The organism is Curtobacterium sp. 24E2 (assembly GCF_016925595.1).
Lineage (GTDB): Bacteria > Actinomycetota > Actinomycetes > Actinomycetales > Microbacteriaceae > Curtobacterium.
The window spans coordinates 1106331-1130276 of sequence record NZ_CP068987.1; the positions used below are offsets into that span (position 1 = coordinate 1106331).

Annotated in this window: 25 protein-coding genes and 1 pseudogene; 16 read left to right on the top strand and 10 right to left on the bottom strand. The window is 71.5% G+C overall.

Features of this window, described 5'->3' with window-relative positions; all coding sequences use genetic code 11:
- Complete coding sequence (locus tag JN350_RS05580; RefSeq protein ID WP_111086157.1) at nt 1–798, bottom strand: HAD-IIA family hydrolase; 798 nt, start codon at nt 796–798, stop codon at nt 1–3.
- Between the two features lie 196 nt (nt 799–994).
- Between JN350_RS05580 and JN350_RS05585 the strand changes: the two genes are divergently transcribed.
- Entirely contained in the window at nt 995–1699 is a 705-nt protein-coding gene (locus JN350_RS05585; RefSeq protein WP_205463844.1) for a TetR/AcrR family transcriptional regulator, read from the top strand.
- 30 nt (nt 1700–1729) lie between these two features.
- Nucleotides 1730–2374 carry a TrmH family RNA methyltransferase gene (locus JN350_RS05590; protein WP_205463845.1) on the top strand — a complete coding sequence of 215 codons (645 nt, stop codon included), beginning with the start codon at nt 1730–1732 and terminating at the stop codon, nt 2372–2374.
- Between the two features lie 91 nt (nt 2375–2465).
- On the opposite strand, the gene JN350_RS05595 is transcribed toward JN350_RS05590, so the two are convergent.
- Nucleotides 2466–3467 (bottom strand): LacI family DNA-binding transcriptional regulator, encoded by a 1002-nt coding sequence (locus JN350_RS05595; RefSeq protein WP_205463846.1) that lies wholly within the window; start codon nt 3465–3467, stop codon nt 2466–2468.
- 183 nt (nt 3468–3650) lie between these two features.
- Here JN350_RS05595 and JN350_RS05600 point away from each other — a divergent pair, with 183 nt between their 5' ends.
- Nucleotides 3651–3833, top strand: coding sequence for a hypothetical protein (locus JN350_RS05600; RefSeq protein WP_205463847.1), 183 nt, complete (start codon nt 3651–3653; stop codon nt 3831–3833).
- A 10-nt stretch (nt 3834–3843) separates the two neighbouring features.
- The gene (locus tag JN350_RS05605) at nt 3844–4647 is read left to right on the top strand and encodes an NAD-dependent epimerase/dehydratase family protein (protein ID WP_205463848.1); all 804 of its coding nucleotides are present in this window, start codon (nt 3844–3846) and stop codon (nt 4645–4647) included.
- A 130-nt stretch (nt 4648–4777) separates the two neighbouring features.
- On the opposite strand, the gene JN350_RS05610 is transcribed toward JN350_RS05605, so the two are convergent.
- The 4 genes and pseudogenes from JN350_RS05610 to JN350_RS20620 form a co-directional block, all read right to left on the bottom strand.
- Nucleotides 4778–6859 carry a YhgE/Pip family protein gene (locus JN350_RS05610; RefSeq protein WP_205463849.1) on the bottom strand — a complete coding sequence of 694 codons (2082 nt, stop codon included), beginning with the start codon at nt 6857–6859 and terminating at the stop codon, nt 4778–4780.
- On the bottom strand, nt 6856–7626 hold the full coding sequence (locus JN350_RS05615) for a P-loop NTPase family protein (protein WP_205463850.1): 771 nt from the start codon (nt 7624–7626) through the stop codon (nt 6856–6858). The genes JN350_RS05610 and JN350_RS05615 overlap by 4 nt, the downstream gene beginning before the upstream one ends.
- Nucleotides 7623–7850, bottom strand: a complete 228-nt coding sequence (locus JN350_RS19050; protein WP_240347572.1) for a hypothetical protein — start codon at nt 7848–7850, stop codon at nt 7623–7625. Before JN350_RS19050 ends, JN350_RS05615 begins: the two co-directional genes overlap by 4 nt.
- A 299-nt stretch (nt 7851–8149) precedes the next feature.
- Nucleotides 8150–8296 (bottom strand): annotated as a pseudogene (locus JN350_RS20620) (TetR/AcrR family transcriptional regulator); the annotation flags it as partial.
- 203 nt (nt 8297–8499) lie between these two features.
- Here JN350_RS20620 and JN350_RS05625 point away from each other — a divergent pair.
- The 9 genes from JN350_RS05625 (at nt 8500) to JN350_RS05665 (ending at nt 19209) form a co-directional block, all read left to right on the top strand.
- Nucleotides 8500–12090: a S8 family peptidase gene (locus tag JN350_RS05625; RefSeq protein WP_205463853.1), complete on the top strand. Its 3591-nt coding sequence runs from the start codon at nt 8500–8502 to the stop codon at nt 12088–12090.
- A gap of 172 nt (nt 12091–12262) precedes the next feature.
- On the top strand, nt 12263–12424 hold the full coding sequence (locus tag JN350_RS05630) for a hypothetical protein (RefSeq protein WP_205463854.1): 162 nt from the start codon (nt 12263–12265) through the stop codon (nt 12422–12424).
- 147 nt (nt 12425–12571) lie between these two features.
- Complete coding sequence (locus JN350_RS05635; RefSeq protein WP_205463855.1) at nt 12572–13492, top strand: glycosyltransferase; 921 nt, start codon at nt 12572–12574, stop codon at nt 13490–13492.
- A 119-nt stretch (nt 13493–13611) separates the two neighbouring features.
- Nucleotides 13612–14907 carry an adenylosuccinate synthase gene (locus tag JN350_RS05640; RefSeq protein WP_205463856.1) on the top strand — a complete coding sequence of 432 codons (1296 nt, stop codon included), beginning with the start codon at nt 13612–13614 and terminating at the stop codon, nt 14905–14907.
- Between the two features lie 2 nt (nt 14908–14909).
- Entirely contained in the window at nt 14910–15485 is a 576-nt protein-coding gene (locus tag JN350_RS05645) for an arsenate reductase/protein-tyrosine-phosphatase family protein (protein ID WP_205463857.1), read from the top strand.
- A 155-nt stretch (nt 15486–15640) separates the two neighbouring features.
- The gene (locus JN350_RS05650; protein ID WP_205463858.1) at nt 15641–16132 is read left to right on the top strand and encodes an SRPBCC family protein; all 492 of its coding nucleotides are present in this window, start codon (nt 15641–15643) and stop codon (nt 16130–16132) included.
- A 95-nt stretch (nt 16133–16227) separates the two neighbouring features.
- Nucleotides 16228–17202, top strand: coding sequence for a CPBP family intramembrane glutamic endopeptidase (locus JN350_RS05655; protein ID WP_205463859.1), 975 nt, complete (start codon nt 16228–16230; stop codon nt 17200–17202).
- Nucleotides 17189–18544 carry a sensor histidine kinase gene (locus JN350_RS05660; protein ID WP_205463860.1) on the top strand — a complete coding sequence of 452 codons (1356 nt, stop codon included), beginning with the start codon at nt 17189–17191 and terminating at the stop codon, nt 18542–18544. Before JN350_RS05655 ends, JN350_RS05660 begins: the two co-directional genes overlap by 14 nt.
- A complete protein-coding gene (locus tag JN350_RS05665) occupies nt 18541–19209 on the top strand; it encodes a response regulator (protein WP_205463861.1) in 669 nt (222 codons plus the stop codon). The genes JN350_RS05660 and JN350_RS05665 overlap by 4 nt, the downstream gene beginning before the upstream one ends.
- 24 nt (nt 19210–19233) lie before the next feature.
- On the opposite strand, the gene JN350_RS05670 is transcribed toward JN350_RS05665, so the two are convergent.
- Nucleotides 19234–19668: a hypothetical protein gene (locus JN350_RS05670; protein WP_205463862.1), complete on the bottom strand. Its 435-nt coding sequence runs from the start codon at nt 19666–19668 to the stop codon at nt 19234–19236.
- 138 nt (nt 19669–19806) lie between these two features.
- Between JN350_RS05670 and JN350_RS05675 the strand changes: the two genes are divergently transcribed.
- Both JN350_RS05675 and JN350_RS05680 read left to right on the top strand, forming a co-directional pair.
- Nucleotides 19807–20442: a TetR/AcrR family transcriptional regulator gene (locus JN350_RS05675; RefSeq protein ID WP_131881141.1), complete on the top strand. Its 636-nt coding sequence runs from the start codon at nt 19807–19809 to the stop codon at nt 20440–20442.
- A gap of 217 nt (nt 20443–20659) precedes the next feature.
- A complete protein-coding gene (locus JN350_RS05680) occupies nt 20660–21121 on the top strand; it encodes a GNAT family N-acetyltransferase (RefSeq protein WP_205463863.1) in 462 nt (153 codons plus the stop codon).
- Here the strand turns inward: JN350_RS05680 and JN350_RS05685 are convergent.
- Together JN350_RS05685 and JN350_RS05690 are read right to left on the bottom strand one after the other, a co-directional pair.
- A complete protein-coding gene (locus JN350_RS05685) occupies nt 21076–21783 on the bottom strand; it encodes a TetR/AcrR family transcriptional regulator (protein WP_205463865.1) in 708 nt (235 codons plus the stop codon). The genes JN350_RS05680 and JN350_RS05685 overlap by 46 nt on opposite strands.
- Nucleotides 21753–22172 carry a BLUF domain-containing protein gene (locus tag JN350_RS05690; RefSeq protein WP_205463866.1) on the bottom strand — a complete coding sequence of 140 codons (420 nt, stop codon included), beginning with the start codon at nt 22170–22172 and terminating at the stop codon, nt 21753–21755. Before JN350_RS05690 ends, JN350_RS05685 begins: the two co-directional genes overlap by 31 nt.
- A 225-nt stretch (nt 22173–22397) precedes the next feature.
- Here JN350_RS05690 and JN350_RS05695 point away from each other — a divergent pair, with 225 nt between their 5' ends.
- Complete coding sequence (locus JN350_RS05695; RefSeq protein WP_131881135.1) at nt 22398–23123, top strand: SGNH/GDSL hydrolase family protein; 726 nt, start codon at nt 22398–22400, stop codon at nt 23121–23123.
- A gap of 29 nt (nt 23124–23152) precedes the next feature.
- Here the strand turns inward: JN350_RS05695 and JN350_RS05700 are convergent, their stop codons facing one another.
- Nucleotides 23153–23869: a TetR/AcrR family transcriptional regulator C-terminal domain-containing protein gene (locus JN350_RS05700; protein WP_111086143.1), complete on the bottom strand. Its 717-nt coding sequence runs from the start codon at nt 23867–23869 to the stop codon at nt 23153–23155.
- Nucleotides 23870–23946 lie beyond the last annotated feature (77 nt).

The window sequence follows — 23946 nt, forward strand, 5'->3', positions numbered from 1 at the left end:
CTACAGCTCGACCTCGAAGGGGGCGGTGCGGACGAGCTCGTGCACGCCGGAGATGACCTCGCTCGGTCGGAACGGGTAGCGGTCGATCTCGGCCTGGTCGCTGATGCCCGTCATCACGAGGACGGTGTGGAGCCCCGCCTCGATGCCGGCCTGCACGTCGGTGTCCATCCGGTCGCCGATCATGCCGGTGTTCTCGGAGTGCGCGCCGATGCGGTTCATCGCCGAGCGGAACATCATCGGGTTCGGCTTGCCGACCACGTAGGGCTGCTTGCCGGTCGCCTTCTCGATCATCGCGGCGATCGCGCCCGTGGCGGGCAGGACGCCCTCGGCGCTCGGGCCGGTGGCGTCGGGGTTCGTGACGATGAAGCGGGCGCCGTCTCGGATCAGACGGACGGCCTTGGTGATCGCCTCGAACGAGTAGTTGCGGGTCTCACCGACGACGACGTAGTCGGGGGCGGTCTCGGTCATGATGAACCCGGCTTCGTGCAGGGCGGTGGTCATGCCGGCCTCGCCGATCACGAACGCGGAGCCGCCGGGCATCTGGGACTTGCAGAAGTCGGCCGTGGCGAGGGCGCTCGTCCAGATGCGCTCCTCGGGGACGTGCAGGCCCGAGCTCCGGAGCCGGGCGCTGAGGTCACGCGGCGTGAAGATCGAGTTGTTCGTCAGGACGAGGAACTCGGTGCCCTCGTCGAGCCACTGCTGGATGAGCTCGGGGGCACCAGGGAGGGCCTGGTTCTCGTGGACGAGCACGCCGTCCATGTCGGTCAGCCAGCACTCGACGTCGTCGCGGGTCGCCATGGCCTCACCCTACTGCGCACGGCCGACGGGCCGGCTCGCCGGTCGGGTCGCTGCGGTCGGGTTCCTCCGAAGGGGCCGGGAGGCGCGGATCGGCTCTTGCGCGTCGCCGACGGACCCGAGATGGTCGAGACACCGAACGCCATTCGGCTTTGCCCTAGGCTTTTCGAGACCCGTACTGAATCAAGGAGACCCCGCCGTGCTCGTCGAACCCGGATCCCCGACCGCCGCGCCCCGATCCGCCACCGCGCCGGCCACGGACGCGGTTCCCGATCTGGTCGAGGTGGCTCCGCGACGACGTCGTGGACGGCCGAACGTGCTGAGCCGCGAGCAGGTCATCGACGCCGCGACGGCGATCGCGAACGAGGACGGCCTGGACCGCCTGTCGTTCCGTGCGCTCGGGGTCCGGCTCGGCGTCGCGCCGATGACCGTGCACCGGACCATCGGCGGCCTCGACGACCTGCACGCCGAGCTCGTCCGCCGCACGGTCGACGAGTTCACCGCCACCTTCGTCTGGCCGGACGAGTGGCACGCGGTCGTCCGGGTGTTCGCGGGGACCTTCCGCGACCTGATGCGCACACACCCCCTGGTGCTCGAGTCGCACAGCCGCCGTGGGGCACTGGTGTCCACCGAGTCCGACGCCGTCGTGGCGAAGGTCGTCGGGGCGCTGTGCGACGCCGGGCTGCCCGAGGTCGAGGCCATGTACACGTTCTTCGTCGTGTACGACTTCGTCGTCGGCCACACCTCGGTGCAGATCGGCCGGGGCGACGACGACACCGGGCGCCCCGAGCGGCACACGCTCGTCGGGCAGATCCTGGGGGAGCACTCGTACGACGCCCGCTTCGAGCTGGGCCTCGACGTGCTCATCGCGGGCATCGAGTCCCGCGTCGCCCGCGGCGCCTGACCCCGCGCGCCCGCGCCGTACGCTGGTGCGGTGACCACTGCGCCCGAACCGTCGCACGAACTGACGACGAACGGTGTCGGCCCGCACCCGGAACCCTGGCCCGACGACCCGCGACTCGACCCGGAACTGCTGGCGGCGGGGGACTCGCGGAACGTGCTCGACCACTTCCGGTACTGGTCGATGGACGCCATCGTCGCCGAGCTCGACACCCGCCGGCACGCGTTCGACGTGGCGATCGAGAACTGGCAGCACGACCTGAACATCGGGTCGATCGTGCGGAGCGCCAACGCGTTCCTGGCCGGCACGGTCCACATCATCGGGCGGCGGCGCTGGAACAAGCGCGGCGCGATGGTCACCGACCGGTACCAGCACGTCCGGTACCACCCCGACGTGCAGGCGTTCCTGGCCGCGATGGCCGAGGAACAGCGCCCGGTGATCGCGATCGACAACACCCCCGGTGCCGAGCGCATCGAGACCGCGGCGATCCCGGAGCGGTGCGTGTTCCTGTTCGGACAGGAGGGCCCCGGGCTCACCGACGAAGCCGTGGCCGGGGCGTCCGGGCACCTGGAGATCACGCAGTTCGGGTCGACGCGGAGCATCAATGCCTCGGCGGCGGCCGCGATCGTCATGCACTCGTGGATCGTGCAGCACGCGGAGTTGCCGGACGCTTCCTGAGCAGAAACGGTCGGGTACGGGCCCTGGACCCGACCATTCCTGCTCACGAAGCGGGCGGGGCGGACGTAGGGCGGGCCTCCCGTCAGCCGCGTCAGCGCGGAGCGGTGGTGCGGCGCGCGACCAGGCGGGGCTCGACCAGGGACTCGGTGGCGGCGAGGCCCGGGTCGGCGATGCGCGCGAGCAGGCGCTCGCCGGCGCCACGGCCGATCTCCACGCTGCGGTCGTCGATGCTCGTCAGGCTGACGTAGCGTGTGGCGGCGACCGGGGTGTCGTCGTAGCCGATGACGGAGACGTCCTCAGGGACCCGGAGTCCGCGTTCGGCGAGTTCGGACAGTGCTCCGAGGGCCATCACGTCGTTGGCGGCGAACACCGCGGTGACGTCGGGGTGCTCGTCGAGCAGGGCGCCGAGGGCGCGCGAGCCGGCCTCTTCGGTGGGTTCGCCGGGCAGGACCACGACGGCGACGCTCGCGCCCGCTGTCGGCGCCCCGGCCGCTGCGCCCTCGAACCCTGCGCGGCGTTCCTTCGACGCCGCCGAACTCGCCCCGACGAAGCCGAGCCGCGTGTGGCCCAGCGCGAGCAGGTGCTCCGCGGCCATCCCGCCGCCGGCCCGGTCGTCGTTCGCCACCGTGTCCGCGCGGGGGATCGACACGCGCCCACCGGCGATGACGACCGGCATCGACGCCGGGATCGCCAGGTCGGTGTCGGGCTCGCCGGCGATGACGATGCCCTCGACGCGCATGGACAGGAAGCCCTCGACCGGCGAGGCATCGAGCCCCGTGTTGAGGAACCGGTCCGCGACGACGAGGCGGTGGCCCTGGTCCTGCAGGGCCTCGCGCAGCCCGGTGAGCAGGTCGACGAACCACTGGTTCCGGAAGTCGTCGAGGACCACGCCGACGGTGCGGCTGCGGGTGCCGGCGAGGGACACGGCGGCAGTCGAGGGCCGGTAGTCGAGCTCCTGGATCGCCGTCAGCACGGCGGCACGACGCTGGTCACTCACCCGCGGGGAGCGCTGCAGCACCAGGGATACGAGGGACTTCGAGACCCCGGCGCGCGCGGCGACGTCGTAGATGGTCGCGGGTTTGCCGTCTCCCATGATGCGCTTCGACCTCCGTTGGTTCGTCCGTCGATCGTAGCGGGCGGCGTGGCTCCGTTCGGTGCGCAGGGGTCGGTGCGCTTCGTGAGTAGAAATGGTCGGGTCCGTGGTGCGGACTCGACCGTTTCTGCTCACGATGTGCGTGTGGTCACTCCTCCACACGGGAGGCCCGCGGCACGCATCGTGATCGAGTACGAGGGGGACCAGCACCGGACGGACGCCGAGCAGTGGGGTCGTGATCTGCGGCGCTACCGCGAGATGGACCGGCTCGGCTGGGCGGTCGTGCGGTGGACGAAGTCGGACTTGGGCGTGCACGTGTCCGGCGCCGTCGACCACCTGGGGGAACTGCTCGCGCGCCGCGGGTAGCGTCCGCGGCATGGCGACGCTGCTCATCACCGGGGCCGCAGGACGCATCGGGGCGGCTCTCCGACCCAGGCTCCTGGCGGCTGGACACGACCTCGTCCTGCTCGACGAACGGACGCCCGACGACCCGGTGTCCGCCGGCGAACGGTTCGTCTCCGGCTCGGTGAACGACCCTGCCGCGCTGGACGACGCGCTCGCCGGGGTCGACACCGTGGTCCACCTGGCCGGCATCCCGACCGAGGCCTCGTGGGACGACCTGCTCGCGGCCAACCTGACCGGCACGAAGAACGTGCTCGAGCGGGCGGCGGCGAACGGCGTGCTCCGGGTGCTGCTCGCGAGCTCGATCCACGCGGTCGGCCGGGTCCCCGAGCCCCTCGACGAACCGGGCAGCGTGCCGGGCGATCGACTGCCGCGGCCGGACACCTACTACGGCGTGACGAAGGCGGGGATGGAACTGCTCGGCAGCCTGTTCGCCGACCGGTACGACATGTCGATCGTCTCGGCGCGCATCGGGGCCTTCGGCGAGCGGCCGTCGTCGTCGCGAGCGCTCCTGATGTGGAGTTCGCCCGACGACCTGGCGCGCCTGGTGCTCGCGACCGTCGACCTGCGCGAACCGGGGCACCACGTCGTGTGGGCGCTGTCGCGGAACACCGGGTCGCCGGCCGACCTGCGCGCGGGCGAAGCGATCGGCTTCGTCCCGCGCGACGACGCGTCCCGTGCGCTCGACCCCGACGCTCGGGCGGACCTGCCGCCGGAGGACCTGCGGTTCCTCGGCGGCGAGATGGTGTCGTTGCCCCTCGGGCGCAGCACTTCGTGAGCAGAGATGGTCGGGTGGCCTGACGGCACCCGACCATTTCTGCGCACCATGCGAACGCGGGCGAACGCGCGCGAACGCGAACGCGGGCGAACGCGAACGCGAACGCGGGCGAACGCGCGCCCCGCGCCCGCTACCCGATCAGGCTCGGGCGCAGGTCGCGCAGCGTGCGGGAGCGGGTCTGCCGCGCCGTGACCACGAAGGACACGAGCAGCGCCCCGAGCAGCCAGCAGAGCAGCACACCGGCGTCGGACCACGCGGCGCCGAGGTTCCCGCCGTACATCGTCTGCCGGATCGCGTCGACCGAGTACGTCATCGGCAGCGCGAAGTGCAGCGCCGCCAACGGTCCCGGCAGCGTCTGCCACGGGAACGTCCCGCCGGCGGTGACGAGCTGCACGAGCATGAGCACCAGGCCGAGGAACTGTCCCACCGAGCCGAGCAGCACGTTGAGCGCCATGATGATCGCCGCGAAGGTCGCCGAGGCCAGCACCATGATGCCGATCGTGCCGCCGACGTGCACCACGTTGAGGTCGAGGGCGAACCGCACGATGAAGAACAGCGCGACCATCTGCACCAGGCCGAGCAGCGCCGGGGTCAGCCAGCCGCCGAACACCACCGCGAGGGGCTTCCGCACCGCGGTGATCGCCCGCTTCGAGATCGGCTTGAGGATGAGGAACAGCGCGTACATGCCGATCCAGGCTGCGAGCGAGATGAAGAACGGCGCGAGCCCGGCGCCGTAGTTCGACGCGGCTGCGACGTTGTCGTCCCCGACCTTCACCGGGTCGGAGATGACCGAGGCCTGCGACTCGCGCTCCGAGGCGTTCGACGCGGGGATCTTCGTGCGGCCCTCGTCGAGCGACGCGGCGAGCTTCGAGGACCCGGTCTTCAGCTTGTCCAAGCCGGAGACGAGCGACGAAGCACCCTTGTCGGCGGAGGCTGCGCCCGTGGCGAGCGACGAAGCACCTGACGACAGCGTGGGTGCGGCGGACGCGAGCGCCGACGTGCCGGCTGCCACCTGCGAGGCGCCCGACGAGAGCGTGGACGCCCCGGTCGCCGCCGACGCGATGCCGGCGGACAGCTCGGGAGTCGCGGCCGCCAACGACGAGGTACCGGCCGCGACCTGGGCCGATCCGTCGCGGAGCTGGTCCACCGACGACTTCGCGGTGGCGTAGGTCTTCTTCGCCTGTGCGCCCGTGGTGTTCACCTGCGTGACGGCATCCGTGACGGTGGCGGTCAGCGCGGCCTGCTGCTCCTCGGTGAGTTCGACGCCCTCGGGCAGGTTGTCGGTGATCCCGGCGAGCACGGTGCGGGCGTCGAGCGGCTGCAGCGCGTCGACGTCGGAGCTGTACCCGTCGATCTGGTCGGCGAGCCTCTTGTTGCCGGCGGCGACCTTCTGTGCCCCGTCGTTCAACTGCTGCGTCTGCGACGGCAGCGAAGCGGTCTGCTGCTGCGCGCTCGCCAAGCCCGAGGCGAGCGTCGCTGCACCCGAGGCCACCTGCTGCGCCCCGCTGTCCAGCTGCGCGGTCTGGGAGGGCAACGACGCCGTGCCGGACGCGAGCTCCGCCGCGCCGGACGACAGCTTGCCGGTGCCGTCCGCCAACTGACGGGCCCCCGAGTCCGCCTTCGCGGTGCCGGAAGCGAGTTGGTCGGCACCGTCCACAGCGTCGCCGAGGCTGTCGCGGACGTCGGCGAGCCCGACGAGCAGGGTCTTCGCCGCCTGCTTGCCGACGCGCTCTGCGACGGCGGTGCGCATGGTCTTGCCCGCCTGCTCGGCGATCGTCGAGGCCAGGTACGAGTTCGTGTCGGCCGTCGTCATGACGAGCTTCGCCTGCGTCGGGTCGTCGGACTGCGCGGACACCAGGTGCTCGGAGAAGTCGTGGGGGATCGTCACGACGAAGTCGTAGGTGCCGTTCCGCACGCCGGAGCGCGCGTCCGAGGCGCTGGTCTTCGTCCACTTGAAGTCGGCGCCGTCGATCGCCTCCTTCGTGACGTCGGTGCCGTAGTCGACCTGGTCGCCGTCGAGGGTGGCGCCGGCGTCGAGGTTGACGATCGCCGCCGGGATCTGGTCGAGCTTGGCGTACGGGTCACGGTTCGCCCACAGGTACGCGCCGCCGTACAGCAGCGGCACGATCATCAGGGCGATGAACGCCAGTCGTGCGAGCGGGGTCGCGGTGAGTCGCGCCAGTTCGGCGCGGACGAGCGAGGTGGTGGTCACGGGGTTGCCTCCGTCGGGACGGTTGCGGATTCTGCGGTGACGGAAGGGCCGGACGGGAGGCCCGGCTCGGTTCCGTCGGACAGGGCCGCGTCGTCGGGACCCTCGGTCGGGAGCGCGACGTGCGTCGCGGCGTCGTCGTGCGTCTGGATGGTCTCGGCCGTCTGGATGGTGTCGAGCAGGGCCTCGACGGTCGCGGCTGCGGCCTTCGAGGTCACGAGGACGACGGTCACGCCGCGACGGGCGACGTCGCGGAGCACGGCGAACCACTCCTCGACAGTGCCGCCGTGCCGTTCGGGTGCCGTGACGACGACGCCGGTCACGCCGTCGCGGAGCAGGGCGAGCTCCACGAGCAGCTGCACCCGCACAGCAGTCGGCACACGCTGGACCGGGGTGTCGGCGTAGTGCCGCAGGCCGAGTTCCTCGAGCACGGTGTCGACGTGGTCGCGCGAGGGGCGCTGCGCGGCGAAGGCGAGTTCCTCGCGCACGATCTGCTTGACGGTCATCACGGGGAAGGGTTCGGCGACGCCCGGGGTGTCGACGAGGGCGAAGGCGCGGCGCACGGCGGCGGCGTCCTCGTGCCCGTCGAGCAGCAGCCGCCCGGTGTCGGGCTGCATCCGGCCGCCGGCGACGAGCGAGGCAAGCACGGGGGCCTGCTCGGTCTCGACGGCGACGACCCCGGGGTGTCCGGGCGCGGCGACGGCGGAGACGACGGGCAGTGCCGCGCCGGGCTCCTCGCCGATGCCGACGTGGTCCAGTTCGAGCGTCATGCGGGGTCCTTCACGGGGGAGACAGCGGAGCCGGTGGCCGGGGCCGCGGGTTCGGACAGCAGTGCGGTGCGCCAGTCGATGCCGGCCATGCCGAGCGCCGACAGCACCACCATGCGCCGTCCCGCCTCGTCCGGGGTGCCGGATCGGGTCGCCTCGTCGAGGACGGCGATGCACGCACCCTCGACCAGGCGTCCGAGGGTGGCCGGGTCGACGTCGTCGCGCATGGCGCCCTCGGCGATCCCGAGGGCGCACGCCTGGCGGACCTGGGCGCGCAGGGGGCGAACACCTCGGCGACGGGCTCGGCGAAGGGGCTGCGCACGGCGACCCGGGCCATGGATCGGACATGCGAGACCTCGGTCCAGAGGGTCACCGCGATCGCGGCGAGCCGGGCGGCCGGCGGCAGCTCCTGCAGGTCCGAGGTGGTCGGCATGGCCGCGGCGATGCGGGCGGCACCGGAGGTCACGACCTCGCGCACGAGGTCGTCCCGTGACGGGAAATGTCCGTACACCGCGCGGCGCGAGAGTCCGGCGGCCGCGGCGATCGTCTCGATGGAGGCGTCCGGATCGCGCTGCAGGCAGGTCCGTGCCGCGTCGAGGAGGGCCGCCCGGTTCTCGGTCGCGTCGCGGCGGGGTGCGCGTGCGGGGTGGGGAGCAGTGGTCACGAACCCCATCGTAATAACGTGCACACGTGTGTGCAACTTAACAGGAAGACCGGCCCTCGAACGGGGGTGTCCCCCAAAGTGCGGACTGCCCTTTCTGAATGTCAGCGCATAACTTCACAGCAATCTCATGCGAACCACGGACTGAGCCTGGAGTGCCCTCTTTGAACCGTGCAACACCGAACCACGACCCGAACCCGAACTCCCATCGCATCATGCGCGTCCTGACCGCCGGCATCGCCGCCGTGGCCCTGACGTGCGGCGGCCTCGCAGTCGGGGGCGCGGCCTCCGCAGCTCCGACCGGGGTGCCGGTGGCCGACCTGAAGCTCTCCGCACCACTGCGTGACGCCAAGCCCACCAAGACCGTCGCCGCCTTCGTGCGCACGACCGGCCAGGGAGCCCTCGAGGTGGACGCCGCTGCGAAGGGCGGTGACCTGACCAAGTCCCGGACCCAGTCATCGGCAGCGAAGAGCCGCGTCAAGGCGATCGAGTCGACCACCGCGGCCGTCCGCGCGGCCGTCAAGCACGCCGACGCCGACTCCACCGAGCTCTACTCGACCGAGTACACCGTCCCCGGTGTTGCGGTCGTCGCCGACGTCTCCGCGCTGCAGGAGATCGCGAAGCGCTCCGACGTCGCGAGCGTCATCCCGCTCACGCCGAAGAAGATCGTCCAGCCGACGGTCCTGCCGAACGCGGGCCTCGCGCCCTCTGGCGTCGACCCGAGCCTGGCCAAGGCCGGTGCCGACGGCGTCGCCCCGAAGAACGCCGCGAGTGACGTCTACACGCGCGCGCTCAACGCCTGGCAGCAGACCGGGCACACCGGCAAGGGCGTCAACGTCGCCGTCCTCGACACCGGCCTCGACTACACGCAGGCGGACTTCGGCGGCCCCGGCACGACGGCTGCCTACGACCAGGCCCTGGCCGCCGCGAGCTCCGGCGCGCCGGACCCCAGCCTGTACGACGCGTCGAAGTTCCTCGGCGGGTACGACTTCGCCGGCGCGACGTACAACGCCGACCCGGACGACCCGGCCTACGACCCGGTGCCGGCCCCGGACGACAACCCGATCGACGGCAAGGGTGGCGACCACGGCACCCACGTGTCCGGTTCGATCGCGGGCTACGGCCTGACCGCCGACAAGCAGCAGTACGACGGCGACTACACGAAGCTCACCACGCAGCAGGTGCAGGACATGTGGATCGGTCCGGGCACCGCGCCCGAGGCCGGCCTCTACGCCCTCAAGGTGTTCGGTGACGGCGGCGGTTCGACCGACGTCACGGGTGCCGCGCTCGACTGGGTGGGCCAGGCGCTCACCGAGGGCAAGGACATCAACGTCCTGAACCTGTCGCTCGGCTCCGACTACGGCGCACCGGACGACCCCGACAACGCCAAGATCGACGCACTGACCGCACGCGGGGTCCTGCCCGTGATCGCCTCGGGCAACGCCGACGACTTCACCGACATCGGTGGCTCGCCGGGCAACGCCGAGGGTGCGCTCACCGTCGCGGCCAGCGCCACCGGTCAGTCGCTGTACGACGGCGTCGAGGCCACTGCTCCCGCGAACGTCGCGAAGACCTACCGCTCGCAGTACTCGTCCAACTTCACGGGCACGCTGCCGGTCGAGGGTGACGTGGTCGTCCCGACCACGAACATCGACGGCTGCGCCGCGTTCAGCCCCGAGGAGGCTGCGAAGATCGCCGGCAAGGTCGTCTGGCTGAAGTGGACGGACGGCGCGCTCGAGTGCGGCTCCGGCGTGCGCTTCAACAACGTCGAGGCCGCCGGCGGCACCGGTGTCCTGCTGGCGGGCACGATCAACACGTTCGCCTCGGGCATCGCCGGGAACGCGACCATCCCCGGTGCCGAGCTGACGCTGGAAGCCGCCACGGGCCTCCAGGCCGCTGCCAAGGCGGGGACCCTGCACGTGCGCTTCGCGGACGAGCTCAAGGGCTTCGAACTCGCCACCGACCCGGAAGCCGTGAACACGCTCGCCGGGTTCACCAGCCGCGGCGTGCACGGATCGTTCGGCGACATCGTCAAGCCGGACATCGCCGGCCCCGGGGTCAACGTGATCTCCGCGGCCAACGGCACCGGAGACGGACGCATGTCGATGAGCGGTACGTCGATGGCCACGCCGGACGTCGCGGGCATCGCGGCGCTCACGTTCCAGTCCCACCCGACGTGGAGTGCGCCGCAGGTCAAGGCCGCACTCATGAACACGGCGACGCACGACGTCAAGGACGGCGACGGCACCGCGACCCTGCTCCGCCAGGGAACGGGACGCGTCGACGCGCTGCAGGCGGTCACGGCCGACACCACCGTCCGCAGCGTGGAGAACGGCCAGCTCGTCACCGCGTCGTACGGCGTGGTCGAGGTCTCCGCGAAGACCAGCGAGACCCGGTCCCTGCTCGTCGAGAACACCGACTCCACGGCGCACACGTACGACGTGGCCTACCAGGCCCAGGTCGACCAGCCCGGCGTCGCCTTCTCGCTGAGCACGAAGCGCGTCACGGTCCAGCCGGGCCGTGGTGCCGTCGTGACCCTCGCCGTCACGATCGCCGACCCGACCAAGCTCCGCCGCGTCATCGACCCCACCCAGGAGCCGGTGCAGAACGGCTACGAACGCGAGTTCGTCGCCGCTGCGAGCGGGCTCGTCACCTTCACGCCGACCGACACCACGATCGATCCGCTGCGGATCGGGACGTACATCGCACCGAAGCCGGTGAGCGCGGTCCGCGGTGGGGGCGTCTCGTACACGGGCTCGCAGAAGACCGCCGACCTGCCGCTGCGCGGACAGACGGTCGACCAGGGCACGGCGACGACCGGCTACCACGCCGCGGTCGCACCGTTCGTGCTCGGTGGAACCGACGGGCAGGAGACGTTCCCGGAGGGCTCGGCGTCGCAGTCGCTCAAGGCCGCGGACATCCGGGCCTTCGGGGCGAGCTTCGACAAGCCCTCCGGCACCCTGGCGTTCGGCATCCAGACCGCCGGCCCCGACGCCAACCCCGGCGCCGTGACCAACGTCGAGGTGCTCATCGACACGAACCGGGACGGTGAGCCGGACTACCTGGTGTACGACGCCAAGTCGGCCACCATCGACGCGACGCTCGCCACGACGGTGGACCTGGCGACCGGCAAGGTCGTCGACGCCCAGCCGCTCAACGGCGGTGCGCCCGGCCAGGACGTCAACACCTTCGACAGCACCGTGAAGGTCCTGACGGTCGACGCCGCCACGATCGGCGCCACGAAGACGCTCTCCTACTCGGTCCTGACCGAGTCGGCGTACGCCCCTGGTGCGGCGACGAGCGGTTCCTCGGTCGTGGACGAGACGTCCGAGGCGGCGTTCAACCCCGAGAAGCCGACCCTGACCTTCGCGCAGGGCGGGTCGACGGGCGTGCTCTTCGCCGACCAGGGTTCGCTCCAGGTCACGCGGTCGCCCGGTGTCGCCAGTGCTCGGATCCTGCTGCTCCACCTCGGCAACGCGGTGGGCAACCAGGCCCAGAGCGCCACGGCGACGTGGGTCGCGCCGACGCTGCAACTGCAGAAGGGCAGCGGCGTCTCGGTGGCCGGCACGGCGAAGGTCGGGTCGAAGCTCAAGGCGGGCCACGGCAACTGGGACGGCACGGGTGTCACGTACTCGTACCAGTGGCTCCGTGACGGCAAGGCCGTGACGACCGCCACGAGCTCGTCGTACACGCTCGTCGCCGCGGACGCGGGGCACCGCTTCTCGGTGCGGGTCGTCGCGACGGCGAAGGGGTACCAGGACGGCACGGCGACCTCGGGGCAGACCGCGGTGGTCGCGCGGCGGTGATCGCCCGCTGCGGGCGCTGCGTGCGCTGCGTGCGCTGCACAGTGTGAGCGGAAGGCGTCGGGTCCGAGTGTCGGACCCGACGTCTTCCGCATGCTGGGGAGTTCGCGATGAACCATCGCGGAATGCGGACAGGTAGTTAGACAAACTAGTTATCCGGTGCCAGGGTTGCACCATGCAGTCGCTGAGCCAGCTCCGAGCCAACCCGACCGAGTGGCGACGTCGTGGGCTCACCCCGCCGGACGTCGTCCAGGCCATGATCGAACAGCGCCTCGCCGAGCCCGGGTACTCGCAGCCCGTCGGCGACCCGTCGTACCAGGACTTCTTCCGCGCCTGATCGCGACCAGGCGCGTCGCGTACGACCGGGAGGCCCGGTGTCGGGCGGCACCTGGCCTCCGGTGATCGGCCGGTGCTGCCTCGGCGGGTACCGTCGATGTCGCTCCGGCTCGGGTTATGGAGGAATGTGACATGCTAGGATGTCACGATGGACTCCTCTCGTGACCCGTCGCCCGGAGTGGACGTCGTGGTCGTCCACTTCCACTCGGATCCGACGCTCCTGGCGCGTTGCTTCGACTCGGTGGCGCGATCGGCCGCCGGCTCCGGCGTCGTCGCGACCCTGATCCTGGTGAACAACGGCGGGGCACTGCCGCTGGAGTTGGTCCCCGCGGGCCTCCGACTGGTCGTGGTGGAGTCGCCCGGCAACGTCGGCTTCGGTGCCGCGGTCAACCTCGGCATCGCAGCGGCCACAGCCGAGTCGGTCCTGGTCCTCAACCCGGACGCCGCCCTCGAGGAGCCGGCGCTCGGTGCCTTCCTGGCGGCCGGTCGCCGATTGCCGCACGCACTCCTCGGTGGGTGGATGATCCGCGACGGGGCGGTCGAACGCGACGGGTACATCGACTGGGACTTCTCGTGCGAGCGGCTGGTGAAGCGCGCTCGGTGGTCCGACGACCTCGGTGCGGACGGCATCCGGCACGTCGAGAAGGTGAGCGGCGGCGCCCTCTTCGCAGCGACCGCGGTGCTCCGTCGACTCGGCCCGTTCGACGAGCAGTTCTTCATGTACTGCGAGGACGCCGATCTCTCCCGACGTGCACGTGCCGCCGGCCACCCCCTCGTCGCGGTCGGAGCGGCGCGGGCCGAGCACGCCGGGTCCGCGTCCGAGGCGTCCTTCCACCCGCTGGTGGAAGCGGCCCGGGCGGACGGTGCGATCCGGGTGACGGCGGCGCACCGGGGCCGCGTGGTCTCGATCCTGCAGCGAGTCGAACTGACGATCGTCACGTGCGTCGGTCTGCTCCGTCCGAGGCTCGCCCCGAGCGCCCGTCGGGCACGGCGAGCACGGCTGACCGCGGTGCGTCGATGGCGGTTCCGGGCCACGGTGCCGCGGATGGACCCCGGCGCCGTCACATGACCTCGCCGCGGGCAGGGGTGCGGGGGTCGGGTGACGCGGAGGTGACCAGCCGATAGACTCGGGTGGACCACCGGCCCGCTTGGTCGCGTGAGGTCCTCCGCCAACGTGAGGAGAACCAGATGCCCGCAGCAGTCATCATCGGCGCCCAGTGGGGCGACGAGGGCAAGGGGAAGGCCACCGACCTCCTCGGGAGCCGCATCGACTACGTCGTGAAGTTCAACGGCGGCAACAACGCCGGGCACACAGTCGTCGTCGGCGGCGAGAAGTACGCGCTGCACCTGCTGCCGTCCGGCATCCTCACCCCGGGCGTCACCCCGATCATCGGCAACGGCGTCGTCGTCGACCTCGAGGTGCTGTTCCAGGAACTCGATGCGCTGAAGGCCCGCGGCGTCGACACCTCGAAGCTGCTCGTGTCGGCGAATGCCCACCTGATCACGCACTACCACCGGACCATCGACAAGGTGACGGAGCGGTTCCTCGGCAAGCGCCAGATCGGCACCACCGGTCGCGGCATCGGTCCGTCCTACGCCGACAAGATCAACCGCGTCGGCATCCGCATCCAGGACATCTTCGACGAGAACATCCTGCGTCAGAAGGTCGAAGCGGCCCTCGACCAGAAGAACCACCTGCTCGTCAAGGTCTTCAACCGCCGCGCGATCGACGCCGAAGAGGTGGTCGAGTCGCTGCTGTCCTACGCCGAGCGCCTGCGCCCGATGGTCGCGGACACCGCCCTCGAGATCCACCGGGCACTGGAGCGTGGCGACACCGTCCTGTTCGAGGCCGGTCAGGCGACCATGCTCGACGTCGACCACGGCACCTACCCGTTCGTGACGTCGTCGTCGGCGACCGCCGGTGGCGCAGCGACCGGTTCCGGCATCGGCCCGGGCAAGCTCGAGCGCATCATCGGCATCGTCAAGGCGTACACGACCCGCGTCGGCGCCGGTCCGTTCCCGACCGAGCTGTTCGACGAGTCCGGCGAGTTCCTGCGCGCCAACGGCTTCGAGTTCGGCACCACCACGGGCCGTCCGCGCCGCTGTGGTTGGTACGACGCCCCGATCGCCCGGTACACCGCCCGCATCAACGGCGTGACCGACTTCGTGCTCACCAAGCTCGACGTGCTGACCGGGCTGTCGACGATTCCCGTCTGCGTCGCGTACGAGGTGGACGGCGTGCGCGTGGACGAAGTGCCCGTGAACCAGTCGGACTTCCACCACGCGAAGCCCGTGTACGAGGAGTTCCCCGGCTGGACCGAGGACATCACCGGAGCCCGCTCGTTCGACGACCTGCCGAAGAACGCCCAGGACTACGTACTGGCGGTCGAGGCGATGTCCGGCGCGCGGATCTCCGCGATCGGTGTCGGTCCGGGCCGCGACGCCATCGTCGTCCGGCACGACCTGCTCGGCGCCGGCGCCTGACGATGCGGGTCCTGTTCGTCTGCAGCGGCAACATCTGTCGTTCGCCGCTCGGCGCGCAGGTCCTGACGGCCCGACTCGGCCCGGACGCTGCGGCGTTCGTGGTCGAGTCCGCCGGCACGATCGCCGACGACGGTGCGGCGATGGACGGCGCCGCCGCAGCACAGTCCGTCCGGCTCGGCGGTGACCCGTCGGGGCACGGCTCGCGCTACCTGACGGCCGCGATCGTCGAGGACGCCGACCTGGTGCTGACGGCCGAACGGTCGCACCGTGCGGCCGTGGTGTCGCTCGCTCCGCGGGCGACGAAGCGGGCGTTCACCATCAAGCAGTTCGCACGGGTGCTCGGGGGCTCGAGCCCGGTGACCTGGCCGACGTGCACTCGCCCGAGGACCTGGTCGAACGGGTCGCACGGCTGCGCGGTACCGTCCCGCCGCCGGCCGAACCCGCCGCCGACGACGTCGACGACCCCTACCGCCGGTCCGAGGCGACCCACGCTCGGGTCGCCGACGAGATCGACGCCGCGCTCGCGCCCATCGCCGACGCCCTCCGGGCCGCGCTGCGCTGACGCCGCGCTGCGCTGACGCCGCGCTGCGCCTGGTGCGAGGTTGACCACTCGGTGCAGGGCTTTGTCCGCGCACGGAGTGACCAACCTCGCACGGGCCGGCGGCCACCGCACCGTGGGGGCTCGGCGGAGCTCCCACGGGCCGGCGGACACCGCACCGTGCGAGGATGACTCATGCCCGTCGTCGAGTCCCGCTGTGTCGTACCGGTCGAGCCCGAGGTCGCCTTCGCCGTCTCGCAGACGCAGGGCGCGATCCGGAAGCGCTGGGACCCCTTCATCCGACGGCAGCACCTGGTCGGTGGTGCGACGGTCCCCAGCAAGGGCGTCCGGACGTACACCGTGCAGCGGTTCGGCTTCGCGATGGAGAGCGAGTACGTGTCGTACCACCCGCCGTCGAACGTCGGGATGAAGATGACGAAGGGGTCGTGGTTCTTCGAGCGGATGGGCGGCGGGTGGCGCTTCTCCGCGGCCGAGGGCGAGCCGGGGCACACGCTGGCGGTCTGGCGGTACAACTTCACCTGCCGGCCGAAGTGGTTGGCGCCACTCGCCGAACGGATCGGCGTGCTCGTGCTGCAGCGGGACATCGACCGGCGCATCCGCGGGTTCGCCCGGGGCTGCGAGGACCCCGTCGTGCTGGCCCACGTGGCCGCCCAGCACACCGCCTGAACGGCCCGGGAGGCCTTACATCCTTCGATGGAACTCCCGCAGGTGCATCCCGAAGCCGGTCGTTGCGCGACGCCGCAGTTCCTAGCGTCGACAGCATGACGAACACCACCGAAGTCCGGCCCACAGCCGGCACCGCCGAACCACGACGCGGGGGAGCCAGCGGCGTCATCGCCCGGCACCCGCTCGCGTCCTTCTTCACCCTCGCGCTCGGCCTGAGCTGGCTGGCGTGGATCCCGTACATCCTGTCGCCGCACGGCCTGGGCGTGTGGGACCTGCACTTCCCCGAGGTCCTCGGCTCCGCGCAGTTCACCGGCGTGCTGCCCGGGGCGCTGCTCGGCCCGTTGGGCGGCGCGTTCATCGTCACAGCGGTCGCCGACGGCCGTCCGGGCCTCCGTCGCTGGGTCGGCCGGCTGTTCCGCTGGCGGGTCGCCTGGTACTGGTACGCCCTGGCGCTCGTCGTCGTGCCGGCCATGATCGTGGCGTCCGCGCTGCCCTTCGCCGGCGGTGACGTCCGGGCACCCTCGGCGCTGGCGTTCGCCGCCCTGGTGCCCGGCCTGCTCATCCAGCTGTTCTCGACCGGGCTGAGCGAGGAGCCCGGCTGGCGCGACTTCGCCCTGCCCCGCCTGCAGCACCGCTTCGGCGGGCTCGGAGCCGCCGCGATCCTCGGTCCGGTCTGGGCGCTCTGGCACATGCCGCTCTACCTGAGCGACTGGGGCGGGTGGCCGAACGCGCACTGGAGTGAACCCGTCGTGTTCGCCCTGTTCACGATCACCTTCAACGTCGTGATGATCCAGGTGTTCAACAAGACCGGCGAGAGCCTGCCCCTTGCGCTGCTGCTGCACGTCGGCGTGAACAACACGATCTCGACGCTGTTCCCGGAGATGTACCCGAGCATGACCGCCGGCACGTTGATGATCGGCCTGACGATCACCTCGACGGTCGCGGCCGCGGTGCTCCTCGTCGTGACCCGCGGACGCCTGGGCTACGACCCGGCTCGCCGAGCGCTGCCGATCGACGCCCCGGTCCCCGCTCGCACCCGCCTCGTAGGATCACACGATGGCCTCCGCTGACCTGCGCACCCGCACGCAGCGCGACGGCGCGCAGCGCACCCGCGACCGCCGCGTCGACGTGTTCGTCGCGCTCGGCACGGGCGTCGTGGCCATCGGCCTGCTGCTCGGCCTGCCGCCGCTCGACGGCCTCGAGCCGGACGGCGCCACCCTGGGGATGCGGGTGCCGGCACCGTTCACCGCTGCGTGGACCGTCCTGGCGCTCGGCCTGCTGGTCCAGTCCGCCGCCCTGCTCGCCGCCCGTCGGGCACCACGGACCGTGCTCGTCGCGGTGTCCGTGCTGCCGGTGCTCGTCGCCGCGCTCGCCCCGCAGTCGCTCGACCTGTTCGGCCTCACTGCGCTGCCAGTCGTCGTCGCCGTGGTCCTCGCCGCACTCCGCGTCCCGCTCGCTCGCCTGTGGCCGACGCTGTTGGTCGCCGCCGCGCTCGTGGCAGCCGGCAGCACGGTCCTGTCCGCGGTCGCCGGCGGAGCGCTCCGGGGCGACGTCACGCAGGGACTGTCCGGCGCACTCGGCCAGGGCGTCCTGCAGGCCGTCGGCGCCGTCGGGCTCCCGCTCCTGGTCACCCTGCTGGTGCGCTCCCGCCGCGAGGTCCGCGCCGCCCGCACCGCCGAGGCGAGCGCGGTCTTCCGTGAACAGGACGCCCTGGTCGAGGCCGCGGTGTCCCGTGAGCGTGCCGCCATGGCCCGCGAACTGCACGACATCGCCGCCCACCACCTGTCCGGCATCGCCCTGATGGCCGCCGTGATCGACCGGCAGATCGACAGCGACCCGGAGCGCGCGCACGAGGGCGCCCGCCAGGTGCGGGAGCAGAGCACCGCCGTCCTCGACGACCTGCGCCGTCTGGTCGGGCTCCTGCGCGAGGACGTCCCCGCCGAACGCGCGGTCGAGACGGTCGCCGGCATCGTCGACCTGGTCGAGCGTGCCCGGTTCCGCAGCGACGTACGCCTCGACGTGCTCGCTGGCGACCACCAGCGCGGAGCACAGGCGCTGGCCGACGGCGTCGGCCCGCTCGCGCAGCTCGCCGCCTACCGGACGGTGCAGGAGGCCCTGGCCAACGCCGCCCTGCACGCCCCGTCCGCCCCGTGCACGGTCACCGTCGACGACCGCGACGAGGCCCGGGTGGTGATCCGGGTGGAGAACGCACGGGCCGTCGCTCCGGCAGCGCCGACCTCACCGTCGGGCGGCAACGGCCTGCGGGGGATGCGCGAGCGGGCGGACCTGGTGGGGGCGAGCCTCCAGACCGGTCCCACCGCCACCGGCGGATGGCTGGTGGAGCTGGCGCTCGGACGGGAGGCACCTGCCGCGCCCGCGCAGGCCGCCGACGGTGGCGAGGTGGTCGCGTGATCCGCGTGCTGGTGGCGGACGACCAGCCGCTGGTCCGTGCCGGGGTGTCCGCGCTGCTCGGCGCGGAGTCCGACATCGAGGTGGTCGGCGTGGCCGCCGACGGCGGCGAGGCGCTCGCGCTGGCGCGCTCGTTGCGACCCGACGTGGCCTGCCTGGACATCCGGATGCCCGTGATGAACGGCATCGAGCTCGCCCGATTGTTCTGCGCTCCGGACGCCGATCCGGCGATCCCGGTGCTGATGCTCACGACGTTCGACCTGGACGACTACGTGTTCGGGGCGCTCGAGGCCGGTGCCTCCGGGTTCCTGCTCAAGGACGCCGAGCCGGACACCATCGTCGACGCCGTGCGCCAGGTCGCCGCGGGGAACGGGACGCTCGACCAGGCCCTGACCCGGCGGGTGCTGCGCGAGTTCGTGTCGCGGCGGAGCCTGCAGCCGGTGTCGGGGGACCGGGCCGACGGGGTGCTCACCGCCCGCGAACGCGAGGTCCTGCTGCTGCTCGCGCAGGGGATGTCGAACGAGGAGATCGCCGCCGCACTCGTGCTCGAGGTCTCGACCGTGAAGTCGCACCTGGCGCGGATGCTGCCGAAGCTCGGGGTCCGGTCACGGCTGCAGGCCGTGGTGTGGGCGTACCAGAACCGGATCGTGGCGGTCCCCGAGCCGTAGGGCGCGCGTGGTGCGTGCCGGGCGTCAGCCGGTGGTGAGCGGCTCGGCGGCGCCGGGGACGACGAGGCGCCGGACGTCGTCCTCGGGGTCGGCCTTCGTCAGGTTGAGGCGGAAGCGGCCCTCGTCCTCGAGGACGTCGCCGTCGAGGTACTCGACGGGTTCGCCACTCGTCTCGCACTGGTCCGAGGTGCTGATGACCCGGATGGTGTGGCCGGGGTCGTCGCCCTTCGACACGTCGGTGACCGACGCGTCGTAGACGTCGTAGACGCCCTGGAACTCGACGGTGCGGCCGGTCTTGTCGACCTCCGCATCGACGACGAGGTCAGTAGCTGCACGGCGTTCGGCCGGAGTGTCGAGTGCGATGCGCGAGGCACACGCCACGCTCTTCTCCTCGGTGTCCCCGCGGGGCTGGACCCGGCCCTCCGCATCGCACCCCGCGAGCCCGCCAGTGAGCGCCACCGCCAACACCATGACCGGCACGATCCGTCCCCACCGCATGGGATGAGTAGTGTCGTGGCCGGATCGTGCTGGTCCGTTTTGCGCGCGATCCCCGTTCGGGGGCTTGGGTGGGACCGATGTGCCTGGTGGGGTGTATGCATGCACATCGAATCATCGCGCCGGACCTCGGACGATGCTGCCCTCCGATCGGCCGTCGTGGACGGGATGATCACGGCACTGCGGACACGTCCGCTCCACGAGGTGACCCCGGCCGTCGTCGCGGACCACGCCGGCCAGGACGTCGACGTGGTCGAGCGGACGTTCCCCAGCTGGGACGGTCTGCTCCTGGCCACCATCGACCACTGGAACGAGCAGCGCACCGCACCGCTCATGCCACTCGCCGAACGGTTCGGGACGGTGCCGTTCCTGCGTGCGATCGTGACCGCGAACATCGCCGACCCGTCCCTGATGCGCTTCCTCACCGCCACCCTGAACATCGCGGCGTCACCGGAGCACCCGCTCGCGCCGATGTTGCACGCGCGGTGGCGCCGCTTCCACGCCTTCGTGCAGGACTCCCTGCAGCGCGACAGCCTGCTCGGTCGCGAGCCGAGCACCATGGAGCCGTCGCGCGGCGCCGAGCAGCTGCTCGCGACCTACGAGGGACTGCAGCTGCAGTCCATGGTGCGCCCCGAGATGGACCTGCTCGAAGCGTTCGACCGGGCAGTCACCCGGTTGCGCGAGGGATGGTCCCGCGAGTACGTCGCCCCCGTGTGGGACCTCGACCTGGTGAGCTGACCAGGACCTCGTGGGCTGCCCCGGACCCACCACAGACCACGGACGCTAGGGCGTCCGAGGGCAGACGCCAGCCGTCTGCACGCGCCACCGCTCGATTCGGGTTCGAGCGGAAGCGCGCACACCGTGCCGCCGCTCGATTCGGGTTCGAGCGGCGGCACGCACACCGATCACCCACGGGCACCGCGACGACGCGGCGCCGGGCGAGGAACACACCACGATGCAGCACCTGACGTTCTCGGTCGCGGCCGAGCCCTTCGACCACGAGGACGCCGTCCGGCTGCGCGCCGCGGCGCGGATCGAGGTCGACCGGATCTACGGCCGCCCGGCCGACCGTGGCCGTCCGCTGACCGAGGCGACCGCCGCCGTGCACGTCATCGCCCGAGACCGCTCGGGCTTGGCGCTCGGCACCGCGTCGCTGAGTGCGGCCGGCGACGGCGTGTTCGAGGTCCGGCGGCTGTTCGTCCGACCGGACTCCCGCGGGCAGGGCGTCGGCGACCTGCTGGTGCTCGAACTGCTCGCGCAGGCCGAAGAGCTGCAGGCGCCGGCGGTCGTCGCCGAGTTCGGCGTGCTGCAGCCGCACGCCGCCGCGCTGTTCAGCCGGAACGGGTTCGTGCGGATCCAGCCGTTCGGGCCCTACCGCGACGACCCTGAGTCGGTCTGCTTCTCGCGGGCGTTGTGATCGCCCGTGCCCTCGACCGGGATCTCGAAGAGGTCCGTGTGCCGGTAGTCCTCGGCCCACCCCCGCCGCAGCCGTGACGCCGCACGGTCGAAGGACGCGATGATGTCGAACCCCTCGATGAGGAGCGACTGGATCCGCAGACCGTCGTAGAGCGCGAGGAGCTGCTCGGTGGCACGCGCGGGATCCATGGTGGCCGGTTCGCGACCGACCCGGATGTCCCGCTCGAGTGCTTCCCGGACGGTCCGACGGAACCGGAGGTACAGGGTGCGGTAGTACTCCGCGCCCTCGTGCCCGGGGTCGGTGCTCGAGGCGAGCGTCGAGGCGAGCAGTCGCATCAGCGCCGGTTCCTCCGAGTACGCCACGACCAGCGCGTGCAGGTAGGCGACCGCGCCGTGCGTGTCCGCGATCGGCCGCAGGGGCCGTGACACGGAGCTCGACCACCGGTCGACCGTCGCCGTCAGCAGGCTCTCGCGGGTGGGGAAGTGGGTGCGCAGCTCGTCGACGGTCATCTCGGCCCGGGCGGCGACGGTGTCGACGTCGACCTGCTCGACCCCGGTGTCGTGCAGCGCCGTGATCGTCGCGTTGACGATCCGGGTGCGCAGCTCGATGCCGTCGTCGCCGTGCTGGTTCGTCAGCGGCGCCAGGGGTGCTTCCGGAACCACTCCAGCAGGGCCGTCGCACGGGACGTCCCGGTGGCGGGGTCGGGCGCGTGCCCGTCGGCGAAGAGGTCGAGGAACCCCGGGATCTCCTTGATCAACGGGTCCGCCGGTTGGAACGCCATCGACCACTCCGGGAAGGACCGCGTCGTGACGGTGTCCGCGGCGACCTGGCGCACGTTGGTGTGACGGGGGTCCTGACGGATGCCCTCGAACCGTTCCCGCACGACCTCGTCGTCGCCCTCGATGATGCCGATGCAGTTGCTCCCCTGGTGGGCGAGGATTCCCGTGATGCCGAGCTGCAGGTTCTTCTCGCGACCGACCACCAGGATCTCGGCGAGTTCCTCGTCCGTGACCGGTCGGCTCATCGTGCTCACGTACACCAACGACAGCATGTGGCCCCTGTTCCTCGAAGCGAGGCTTGTGTTCCACACAGTGGCGCACACCTGCCCCGATGGCAAGGCGTGCCGATCGCGTCGCGCTCCTCCTGTCGTCTGAGGCCCGTGGCCGGCGCGCAAGGTGGATGGCGCGGTGTCCTGGCGGTGGGCCGCTGCCTACGCTGGAGGAACCGGACACCGACCGGGTCCCGGTCGGTGAAGGTGCTCGGAAGAGGTGGGGCAGTGTCACGGACGAAGTCGTTGCGCCGCGCTGCGTTCAGGTTCCCGTCGCGCAGTGCGCGAGTCGTCGAGTTCGTGTTCCGTCGCCTCGACGCGACCGGGGACTTCTACCCGGACGACGCGATGGAGGGCACGGTGCCCGGCCCGGACCCGGATCGCGTGGTGTTCGTGGGTGAGCGGGGCGAACTGTCGCTCGGCGTCCGCACCCACGAGCTCTCGCTCCCCGCGTTCTTCGCTCGGCACCGGGCAGCACGGACCGCGCGCGGCGTCTCCTGGAAGATGCTCCCCGCACCGTCGGCGAGTGTCCGGGAACTCCCATCCGTCATCGCCGCCCACCGCGAGGACCTGGGGCGGTGCGACCTCGTCGTCGTGTTGGTCGGCATCACGGATGCGCTCCGGGTCCTGCCGACGAGGGTGTGGGAACAACGCGTCCGTGACACGATCGCTGCCCTGCGCGAGGTGGTGCCCGTGGATGCCGAGGTCGTCATCGGTGAGATCCCACCCCTCGACAACGCCGGGAGTCTGTCCCGGCCGGCTCGGCTCGCAGCCGGGGTGCACGGTCGTCGCCTCAACGCGCGGACTCGACTCGTCGTCGAAGCCTGTCCACGGGTGCGCGCAGTCGGGTTCCCGGACGAGCTGACGCGGTCGGTGTGGCGGCCCGAGTCGGACGAGCACCGGTACCGCGACACGTACAAGGTGTGGGGTGGGCACCTCGACGCCCACGTCTGACGGCCGCGTCGCCGGACCGCGATCGCGGGTCATTGCGACAGTTCGCGGTCCAGTCGGTCGAGGAGTGCCTCGAGGGAGACCTCGAACTCCTCGTCGCTGCGGTCCTCGCTCAACAACGTGCGGAGTCGGCGGACCTCCGGTGCGACGTCGAGGGACGTGTTGCCGTCGCCCTCGGGGATGGCGGCGCCTCCTTCGTCGAGCGGTTCCTCGGCTGGGCCTGCTTCGGCACCGCTGACCACTGACTGCAGGAGGAGCTGGCCGAGCAGGAAGCTGCTGAACGCTCGGTACGCGTTGACCGCCTGGGCGTCCGTGAAGCCGTTCCCCGTCAGCGCGGTCAGGAACGTGTTGACGACCTCGACGCTCCGCAGCGGCGGGCGGAGCCAAGGGGCTGCAGGGTGGCGGGTCGCCACCAGCGGGAACGCCTTCGGGTGGTCCGTGGCGATCTGCCGGACGGCATGGGCGACCGTTTGCAGGAACCCTTGCCAGTGTGCTTCCTCGGCCTCGGTGAGCTGCGAGGTGAGATCCCGCATCAGTGAGGCGACGACGCCTTCGAGTAGGTCTTCCTTCCCGTGCACGTAGCGGTACAGGGACATCGCCTCCACGCTGAGCTCCTGCGCGAGTGACCGCATGGACAGTCCCTGGGGACCTGACCGATCGATCTGGTGCAACGCGGTCTCGACGATGAGGTCACGGCTGAGCCTCGGTGCGTTCGTCTCGGAACGGTTCGCCCTCGATCGTGCTGCCACGGCTGATCTCCCTGCCGATCCGCGGTTCGTGGCTGACAACGGGCGCTGCGCCGAGTTCGCGGCCGACAAACCCACGC